Raw genomic sequence first — 8,275 nt, forward strand, 5'->3', positions numbered from 1 at the left:
TCCCGGAAGGCCACCGACAACGTTCCCGGACACCGCACTAGCGGGCAGCACCACGTCGGCTCCAAGACCGGCCGAGGTCACGACGGCGCGTTGATCGTGACCGGCTTGTTCAGATCGGATAGGTTCACATCGACGCCGCTGCTCTTACCGTCCTTGCCAGGCACGTCGAAGTGCGCCCGCAGCAATTGCGCCTTGTCGTCCTTGGTCACCGACAGCTTGCCCGTCACATCCGTGGTGATCCCCGGCACGAGCCCGGACACCACGTCCCTCGGCACCTTGCCCGACACCACATAGACCTCGACGCCGCCGACCGTGTCGACGCTCTCGGTCTTGCCGCCCTGCACGCTGCCCAGCACCTTCGCGACGCCCTTGTCCGGGTTGAGAATCGCGGAAGGGTCGTAGATCGTGCTGGTCAGCGAGGCGGGCAGCTGCTGGAAGCCACCGGTTGGCCCCTTCAGATAGAGACTGTCGGCGGTCAGCACGAAGTCGACCTGGACCAGCTGGCCGAGCTCGCGGATCTTCCCGCTGCCCTTGGCGGTGCCGGCGCGGGTCAGGTCGCCCTCGGCGTTCTGCACGGAGATGCCGGGCAGCTCGCCGTCCACCTTGATGGTGAAGTGCGCGGTGTCCACCGTGCGCATCGTCGCGGCCGACTTCGTCAGCAGCTGGGCGCCGTCCGGCAGCGAGTTGGTGTTGCCGGACGGCCCGGAGGCCGACGGCTGACAGCCCGTGACCAGTGCGGCGGCGACGGCGAGGGATCCGAGCAAGGCACGACGGGTCGACATGCCCGCGAGTATCCACCCTCCTCCCTGAGAGTCCGTCGGCCGATCGCGGCGCGCCGTGCAACATGCTGTTAACGCGGACTACTTAGGCTGCGCGCTATGGATCGCCAGCAGGAGTTCGTGCTGCGTACGCTCGAGGAACGCGACATCCGGTTCGTCCGGCTGTGGTTCACCGACGTGCTCGGCTTCCTCAAGTCCGTTGCCGTCGCGCCGGCCGAGCTCGAGGGCGCCTTCTCGGAAGGCATCGGTTTCGACGGCTCGGCGATCGAGGGCTACTCGCGGGTCTACGAGTCGGACATGGTCGCCAAGCCCGACCCGGCCACCTTCCAGGTGCTGCCGTGGCAGACGCCGTCCGGCGACCACTACTCGGCCAGGATGTTCTGCGACATCGCCATGCCGGACGGCTCGCCGTCCTGGGCCGACCCGAGGCACGTGCTGCGCCGCGTGCTGTCCAAGGCCAGCGAGGCCGGGTTCACCTGCTACGTGCATCCGGAGATGGAGTTCTTCCTGCTCCGCGACCTGCCGGCGGACGGACGCGAGCCCGAGCCCGCGGACATCGGCGGCTACTTCGACCAGGCCAGCCACGAGACCGCGACGCACTTCCGCCGCCTGGCCATCGAGGCCCTTGAGGCGATGGGCATCTCGGTGGAGTTCAGCCACCACGAGGCGGCGCCCGGCCAGCAGGAGATCGACCTCCGCTACGCCGACGCGCTCACCATGGCCGACAACGTGATGACCTTCCGGTACGTGGTCAAGGAGGTCGCGATCACCCAGGGCGTGCGCGCGTCCTTCATGCCCAAGCCGTTCACCGACCAGCCGGGTTCGGCGATGCACACCCACGTCAGCCTGTTCGAGGGCGACCGCAACGCCTTCTACGACGCGGAGGACCCCTACGAGCTGTCCGCGACCGGCAAGGCGTTCGTCGCCGGCCTGCTCAAGCACGCCAGGGAGATCTCCGCGATCACCAACCAGTGGGTCAACTCCTACAAGCGCCTCATCGTCGGCGGCGAGGCCCCCACCGCCGTGTGCTGGGGCCACGCCAACCGCTCCGCGCTGGTCCGCGTCCCCATGTACTCGCCGGGCAAGGCCTCGTCCCGCCGGGTGGAGATCCGCAGCCTCGACTCGGCCTGCAACCCCTACCTGGCCTACTCGGTGATACTGGCCGCGGGCCTCAAGGGCGTCCAGGAGGGCTACGAGCTGCCCCCGGCCGCCGAGGACGACGTGTGGTCCCTGACCGACCAGGAGCGGCGTGCCGCCGGCTACGCCCACCTCCCGCAGAACCTGGGCGAGGCCCTGGCCGAGATGGAGAACTCGGAACTCCTGGCCGAGGCCCTTGGCGAACACGTCTTCGACTTCTTCCTGCGAAACAAGCAACGAGAATGGGACGGCTACCGCCGCAGCGTCACCCCCTACGAACTCCGCAACCTCCTCCCAGTCCTGTAACCCCACGCCCCACGGCGCACGCGCCCCGCACCCCACGCCCCCGTCTTCACCCATCAAACGGCCAGAGCGTCGTACCCATCAAACAGCCCCCATAACGCCTACCAACAGCGGGTTGACCCGCCAGCCCACGGGGAGTGGGCTGGCCGCGTGCGCCGACTCGCGTTAACCGCCGTCCTGCTCACCTCCGCCGTAACCCTCGCAACCCCATCCGCCCTAGCAACCCCATCCACCACCACCGCCCAGGGAGGCGCCCTGCCCTCCAACGCCAACGCCAGCGCCGCCCAAGACCAAGATCAAGACCTAGGCTCCGGCCTAACCCTGGACCAAGCCACCATCCCAGACCTGCAACGCCGAATGGCCGAAGGCAACCTCACCGCCGCCCACCTGACGGCCGCCTACCTGCACCGCATCGACCGCATCGACCCCAAACTGCACGCCGTGATCGCGCTGGACCCCACCGCAGCCGCCCAGGCCAAGGCCAGCGACCAACGCCGTAAAGCCGGCCACACCCGTGGCCCGCTGGACGGCATCCCGGTGCTGCTCAAGGACAACGTCGACACCGCCCGGCTACAGACCACCGCTGGCTCCCGCGCGCTGCTCGGCGACCCGCCCGCGCGCGACGCCACCCTGGTCCGCCGGCTCCGCGCGGCAGGCGCAGTCCTACTCGGCAAGGCGAACCTCAGCGAGTGGGCCAACTTCCGCTCGACCAAGTCCGTCTCCGGCTGGTCCGCCGTCGGCGGCCAGACCAACAATCCCTACGTGCTCGACCGCAACCCGTGCGGGTCGTCCTCCGGCTCCGCCGCCGGCGTCGCGGCCGCCCTCGCCCAGGTCGCCATCGGCACCGAGACCGACGGGTCCATCGTCTGCCCGTCAGGCCAGACCGGCGTCGTCGGCCACAAGCCGAGCCTCGGCCTGGTCAGCCGCACCGGCGTCGTGCCCATCTCCGCCGAGCAGGACACCGCGGGCCCGATCGGCCGGCACGTGATCGACGTCGCGATCACGTTGTCCGTGCTCCAGGGTCGCGACCCCGCCGACCCGGCGACCGCCGCGTACCCCGCCGACCAGACCACCGACTACGCCGCCGCCCTGCACCGGGACGCGCTGCGCGGAGCCAGGATCGGCCTCTGGCGGCTGCCCGTGCTCGGCAAGGACGTGGACGCCCTGATGACCGCGACCGCCGCGACGCTGCGGGCGCGCGGCGCCACCGTCGTCGAGGTGGACCTGCCCTACCAGGATCGCATCGGCCAGCTCGAACTTCCCGCGCTGCTCACCGAGTTCCACCGCGACATCGATCACTACCTGAGCACCAGGACCGGCGTGCCGACCGACCTGGCCGGGCTGATCGCGCACAACAACGCCGACCCGGCCGAACAGACCTGCTTCCCCGGCCAGGAGCTGTTCGACCAGGCACTGGTCGCGCCAGGCCCGACCGACTCCGGCTACCTGGCGGGTCGCGCCGAACTGTCCGACCTCGCCAGGCGCTCCATCGACGAAGTGCTTGCCGCGCACCGACTCGACGCGATCGTCGCGGCGACCAACCCGCCTGCCTGGCGCTCCGACTGCGCCACCGGGGACGTCGACAGCGTGCCGGCCTCCACCCCGGCCGCCGTGGCCGGCTACCCGGACATTTCAGTACCGGCCGGGTATGTCGGCCCGTTGCCCGTCGGCGTGTCGTTCATGGCCGGTCGATGGGCCGATGCGCGGGTGCTGGCCTTCGCGTCGGCGTTCGAGCAGGCCAGCGCGGTGCGCAGGCCCCCGACGTATCTGCCGACGCTGCCGCCGCCGACCCCGTCCACAGGAACAACCCGTGCGGGTAGTCCACAGTGAGCGCCCGGACAGTTAGGTTCTGTCATCGTGACCGATGTCCCCGCCTCCGGTGACCAGTGCGACGCGCGCCCGACGACCGTGCTGGAAGCCGACAGCCAACCGCTGTTCCGCGCCTGCACGGTCGCGACGCGCGCCGAACTGCCCGCCGTGCGCGTGCTCAGCAGCTCCTTCCTGGCCAACCACCCCGGTGCACGGTTCGACGCGCTGATCATCGACGCGCTCCCTGGTGACGCGCTGATCGCCGACGCGCCGGGTGCCGCAGAGCCGGGCGACGCGAAACCGGGTGACACAGACCCGAAGGACACAGACCTGCTCACCCCGCTAGACATCGGCGTCAGCGAGGCCGAGCTGGCCGGGTTCGCCACAGGCTGCACCGCAGAGCAGCTGCGCGCGGTGCTGCGGCCGAGGCTGCTGACCCACCTGCTGGCCGACGGCCTCCCCGTGCTCTGCCTAGACCCGTGGGTACAGGTCCTAGGCCCGGTCACCGATCAGGTGGTAGGGGCGACCCGGCGCAGCCCGCTAGTGCTGCTGCCCCGCGTGCTGCGTCCGCTGCCGGACGACGGCCTGCGCCCCGGCCAGGAGGACCTGGTCGACGTCGGCCTCTACGACCCCGGCTTCATCGTCGTCGGCCCCACCGCCGCGCCGTTCCTGTCCTCCTGGACGGACGAGGCCGCGCGCAACCCGGAGACCGCGGCGGGCTTCCTCGACAGCGCCCCCGCGCTGACCGACCACAAGGTCCTGCGGGACGCGCGCGTCGGCCTGTCCGTCTGGAACGCCGGCCAGCGCCAGCTGCACCGCGACGCCGACGGCCGGCTCACCACGCTGGGCGAGCCGCTGCTGACCGTGCACTTCGCCGGCTTCGATCCGCAGCGGCCGTGGCTGCTGTCCGCCGACTTCGCGGACCGCCCGAGGACGCTGCTCTCCGAACACCCGCTCGTCGCCGACCTGTGCACCGGCTACCGCGCGGACCTGGTCAGGGCTGGCCACACCAACCAGCCGACCGAGTACCGCTTCGGCCAGCTCACCGACGGCACCGCGCTGCCGGACGGCCTGCGCGCGGACTACCGGGACGCCTGTCTCGCCGCCGCGCGCGCCGGCGACCGCCCGCCCCCCGCAGCCTTCGCGGACGACCGAGACGCAGCGTTCCTCGCCTGGGCCTGCGAGCCACTTCCCGACCAGCCGGCCAGCACCAGATGGTCCGCCGCCGTGTGGCGCGACGATCCCTGGCTGCGCCGCCAGTTCCCGGATCCCTTCGGTGCCAACGGAACCGCGTTCCGCGAGTGGTGCGCCGGGGTCGGCGTGGCCGCAGGCAGGCTGCCGGTCGACGCGGTGCCTGGTCCCGTGGCGAGCGACCCCGACCTGCTGCCCCAGCTTGGCCTGTCCGTTCTCGGCAGCGGCCCGGTCGCGGCCCTGGTGCTGGCCGCCGCCCGCGCCTCCGGCCTGCCCATCTCCACTGAGCCCGGTTACCCGGTGGTGCTGCGCTGCGCCGAGCCAGGCGCCCAGCCACCCGTGCCAGCCGATCGCTACCTGGTCGGCGTCGGCCTCGACCTCATCTCGGCCGACGAGGTGCCCGGCGCGCAGGAGCTGTGGGTCGCCTCCGACGGCACCAGGACCCTGCTCGAACGCGCGGGCGGACCGCCCGTCCGCGTGCTGCACCTGCCGGTGGTCGACCGGGGCGAACGCGACGCCGAGGCGATGGCCGAGGCGCGGGAGCTTCTCGACGTGCCGTCGGACGCGGTCGTGTTCGCCTGCGCCGCGGACCATTCCGCCGAACGTGCCGGCAACACCCTCGGCGCGGTATCCGCGTTCCTGGCGGCCTTCCCGGAGCGACAGGACGTCCGCCTCCTTGTCTCGGTGACCGGTGCCTCGGCCCAGCCGGAGGCCGCCGAGCGGCTGCGCCTGGCGACCTCGGCCGACCCGAGGGTCAGGCTGTTCGAGGACACCTCCGACGAGGTGCGGCACGCGGTGCTGGACACCGCCGACTGCGCGGTGTCGCTGCACCGGTGCGGCTCCTGCGACCGGATCGCGGTCACGCTCGCCGAAGCCGCCGCGCGTGGTGTTCCGGTGCTGACCAGCGCGCACGGCGCGGTCGCCGAGGTGTTCGACGGGGACAGCGCGATCCTGGTGCCCTGCAACGAGGGTGGCGCCGAACCGGACATCCAGGCCGCAGCCCAGCTGCTGCGCGGTCTCGCCGACGACCCCGGCACCGCGGCCGCGATCGGCGCGGCCGGCAGGGCGCACGTGCTGCGGGTCCGCGCGGTCAGCCGCGCGGGCGACCAGCTCCGCGAACGCGTCGAGCACGCCTATCGCAGCTGGCGCGCGCGGCGCGCGGCGACCAAGCCGGCCAGGGACGTCGACCCGCTTCGCCCGCTGCGCGCGGCGAAGCACGCGCTGCTGCGGCAGCCCGACGTCGACGTGGCCAGCCGCACGCCGGGGGCGCCCGCGCTCCGCAAGGTCGTGCTCAGGGTGCTCGACCACTACGACAACCACATTCGCGACGTGCTGAACAGCCTGGTCGACGGCGTGGAACGGACCGCGACCGAGCTCGTCCGCCGGCAGGACGAGATCCGCGACGGCGGCGGTCTCGGCGAGCTGGACGTGCTGCGCGCCGAGCTGGAGCAGCTGGTCGACCAGCAGAGCCAGCTCGGTGACCAACTGGTGGGCGCGGACGACGCCGTGGTGCGGGTGCGCGCCGACATGGCGGGCCAGGGCAGGCGGCTGCGCGAGGCCGAGGACGCCGTCGTCGCCGAGGCGGCCAAGCGCAACAAGCAGTTGGACGTCATGGCGCAGCGCATCGACCGGCTGACCATGGCGCTGGACCGCACGCTCGACCGGATCGACTCGCTGGAGTCGCGGGTCGTCGACGTGCTGCGCGAGCGGGACAGCCGGCTGGACGCGGGTGTGCGGGCGGCGACCCAGGCGTTGCAGACCACCGACGCGCTACGGCGGGTGGTGGTGCGGGAGCACGAACGGCACAGCGATCCGGTCGACGGCGTGCGCAGCTCCCTGGTGCTGTGCGACGCGGGGCTGCTCCGGCTGCCGGCCGAGGACGCGCTGATGTTGCCGCTGTTGTCGAGCAACGGGGTGTGGGAGACCAAGCTCTCCGAGCTGATCGACTCGCTGGTCGAGCCGGACGGGATCTTCCTCGACGTCGGCGCGTACATCGGCTATCACACGATCCGGGTGCTCAGCCGGCTCGGCACGAGCGGTGCGGTGGTCGCGGTCGAGCCCTGCGAGAGCGCGCGGAAGTTGTTGCGGCACAACGTGGACGTGAATGTGCCGGCCAGGATCGCCGACCGACTCGTCGTGGTGGACGCGGCCGCGTGGGACAGCCAGGCCGAGCTGGTCGCGGAGCCCGCGCTGTCGGGCGGCGTCACCGTGTCGGCCCGACCGGAGTCGTTGGCCGAGGTCGCGCCGGGCCCGACGGGGGCAGGCGAGTCCGACCAGGACGGCACGCTGGAGCTGTCGGCCGAGCTGGTCGCCGACGCGACGCCGACCGTGCGGGGAAACCGGCTGGACCGGGAGCTCGAGGACGTGCCGGCGCTCCAGGGAATGCGTCTTTCGGTTGTTCGGGTCGACGCGCCTGGCCGCGGGCACCGCGCGCTGGCTGGCCTCGTCCGGCTGCTGCGCCGCGATCGCCCGCACGTGTTCCTGGAGTTCTCTGCGACGGCGACCGTCGGTTTCGGCGACGATCCGGTCACGGTGCTGCGCGAGTTCCGAATGTGGGGCTACGAACTACTCCTTCTCGGCGCGGTGAATCCGTCCACGCCGGAGGAGGTCGTCGAGGCGTTGGGCGCCAGTCGCTCGGTGACGCTGTGGCTACGACCGAAGACGAAGGTGGGCTCGATGCCGTCCCCTTCGGTCTCCTCTCCGCTCCGACAGCCCGCTGACCAGGCGATTTGACTTCTCTCGACCGCCTGCGTAACTTTCTCCAAGTCGCAACGAGCGCCGGACACGGCAGGCCACTGGCCTGGCGGGTTGGCTACCGGGTCGAGCGAGTTGACATCGCGAAGCGAACCGGGTAAGTTACTGCGACGTACTTGACGAAGAAACCCGCTTCAACACTCTAGCGAGTGACATTGATGCTGGGCTGCTGAGTCGAAACGACTTACCAGAACTGAAAATGAACGGCGATTCCCGCCGGGTCGACTCGAAAGAGCCGATTTGACACCGGGAAAGCGGTTCGGATACGGTTCCGGAGAATAAAAACTGAATGCGAATCGGAG

At 71.2% G+C, this 8,275-nt stretch carries 4 protein-coding genes; 3 read left to right on the forward strand and 1 reads right to left on the reverse strand.

Annotation, left to right across the window (positions count from 1 at the left end):
* Positions 1 to 77: 77 nt before the first annotated feature.
* The gene (locus tag F0L68_RS40880; protein WP_149855296.1) at positions 78 to 782 is read right to left on the reverse strand and encodes an LppX_LprAFG lipoprotein; all 705 of its coding nucleotides are present in this window, start codon (positions 780 to 782) and stop codon (positions 78 to 80) included.
* A gap of 96 nt (positions 783 to 878) precedes the next feature.
* Here F0L68_RS40880 and glnA point away from each other — a divergent pair, with 96 nt between their 5' ends.
* The 3 genes from glnA to F0L68_RS40895 all read left to right on the forward strand — a co-directional run bounded on the left by glnA (position 879) and on the right by F0L68_RS40895 (position 7,952).
* A complete protein-coding gene (gene glnA / locus F0L68_RS40885; RefSeq protein ID WP_149855297.1) occupies positions 879 to 2,222 on the forward strand; it encodes a type I glutamate--ammonia ligase in 1,344 nt (447 codons plus the stop codon).
* 252 nt (positions 2,223 to 2,474) lie between these two features.
* Positions 2,475 to 4,049: an amidase gene (locus tag F0L68_RS40890; protein ID WP_223199604.1), complete on the forward strand. Its 1,575-nt coding sequence runs from the start codon at positions 2,475 to 2,477 to the stop codon at positions 4,047 to 4,049.
* A gap of 27 nt (positions 4,050 to 4,076) precedes the next feature.
* Positions 4,077 to 7,952, forward strand: coding sequence for a glycosyltransferase (locus F0L68_RS40895; protein ID WP_149855298.1), 3,876 nt, complete (start codon positions 4,077 to 4,079; stop codon positions 7,950 to 7,952).
* Positions 7,953 to 8,275 lie beyond the last annotated feature (323 nt).

The sequence above is a fragment of the Solihabitans fulvus genome, assembly GCF_008386585.1.
Taxonomy (GTDB): Bacteria; Actinomycetota; Actinomycetes; order Mycobacteriales; family Pseudonocardiaceae; genus Solihabitans; species Solihabitans fulvus.